Raw genomic sequence first — 1,241 nt, 5'->3', positions numbered from 1 at the left:
CATCAAATAATTCGTCTACGGAATGAAACTTTTTTAAGTTGCCTTCATCAAGTTCGGCAAAAGCTGCTATGGTTTCTGCATTGGGTTGAAACAAAAAAGAAGGAATAGCTTTATCTTGCGCAATACGTGTCATCAACACTCTCACAACATCACTTACTGATAAACCAGAGGCTTGAATAACTTGATTAGCGACATTTTGAATTTCTTCCGGTACACGCGCTTGCACCATGCGACTGGTAGCCATAATGATTTCTCCTCTCTCAACTGTATTTCAATGTAATACAATTGAAGTTTAATTTCAACTGTAAAGCATTATTTTTTAAGTGGAGAGATTGTTTAGCTTAACAACCGCTTGCTTTTTTTAAGACTTCACCCATACGTGTGCGCCAATCTTTTCCTTTTTTTTTAAAAGAGGCAATAACGTTTGGGTCGAGGCGGAGAGTAACCGCTTGTTTAGGAGATTCAACGGGGGGACGCCCACGTTTACGGCGCTCTTCTGTTACATACTTAAAAAAGGAGGCTGGTAAAACGTCTTTAGCTGGCTTTAAGCGTGCAAGTTCTTCATCTGTCAATGGTGGAGAATCCACAGCATCCCAATCTTCTTTTGCGTAATCACATCCTGCTTCAAAGGTTTTTTTGATAGTCATTGAAAACCTCTCTTTCTTTTTTATTAGCTCGACGAAAACTAATAATGGATATTGCTTCATTGCCAAGCTTTGCAAAAACAATAACTGTTGTGCCATCCGCAAAATGTCCAATAGCCTTCATGCGGTTTGAATGGGTTGCATCAATAAAAGCATGTGCCCAGTCAAAGTAAATAACATCAGCAAAATCAAGCTTATGTTTAACAATGTTTAAAGCTCTTTCATCCCACACTATCTTCATATATTTTATGTATACGAAAAATAAAACCTTGTCAATAATTAAAGTGTACAATAATTCGTATAAACCATTCAAAATGGAGCCACTATGACTAAGAAAACGCGTAAAGGTTTATCGCTTCGTGCGTTTGCCAAAAAGATGCGCGTTTCTCCTAATGCAGTGGTTTCTCGATTTAAGACAGGAAAATTTGATGCTGCTCTTTTTGAAGATGGTTCTGTCAATGAAGCGCTTGCAACAGCTATCTGGAATGAGAATCCAACAAAACGCCCTGCTCCATTTTTAGCACCGGATGGTCAACCGCGAACAAAGATCAAACAAACCTCTATAGAGGGCGCTAATGAATACAAGATTAAACTGGA

The 1,241-nt window shown here is 38.5% G+C and carries 3 protein-coding genes and 1 pseudogene; 1 reads left to right on the top strand and 3 read right to left on the bottom strand.

Annotation, left to right across the window (positions count from 1 at the left end; all coding sequences use genetic code 11):
• The 3 genes from CEV08_RS09220 to CEV08_RS09210 all read right to left on the bottom strand — a co-directional run.
• A partial coding sequence (locus CEV08_RS09220; protein WP_100131286.1) for a type II toxin-antitoxin system RelB/DinJ family antitoxin occupies positions 1–244 on the bottom strand: 244 nt, incomplete at its 3' end.
• Between the two features lie 97 nt (positions 245–341).
• Positions 342–647 (bottom strand): BrnA antitoxin family protein, encoded by a 306-nt coding sequence (locus tag CEV08_RS09215; RefSeq protein ID WP_100131285.1) that lies wholly within the window; start codon positions 645–647, stop codon positions 342–344.
• Positions 625–885: a BrnT family toxin gene (locus CEV08_RS09210; RefSeq protein ID WP_100131284.1), complete on the bottom strand. Its 261-nt coding sequence runs from the start codon at positions 883–885 to the stop codon at positions 625–627. The genes CEV08_RS09215 and CEV08_RS09210 overlap by 23 nt, the downstream gene beginning before the upstream one ends.
• Before the next feature lie 84 nt (positions 886–969).
• Here CEV08_RS09210 and CEV08_RS09205 point away from each other — a divergent pair.
• A pseudogene (locus CEV08_RS09205) lies at positions 970–1,241 on the top strand (hypothetical protein); the annotation flags it as partial.

This window comes from Bartonella tribocorum, assembly GCF_002778015.1.
GTDB lineage: Bacteria > Pseudomonadota > Alphaproteobacteria > Rhizobiales > Rhizobiaceae > Bartonella > Bartonella tribocorum_B.
This window is presented reverse-complemented; position numbering and strand designations above follow the sequence as displayed.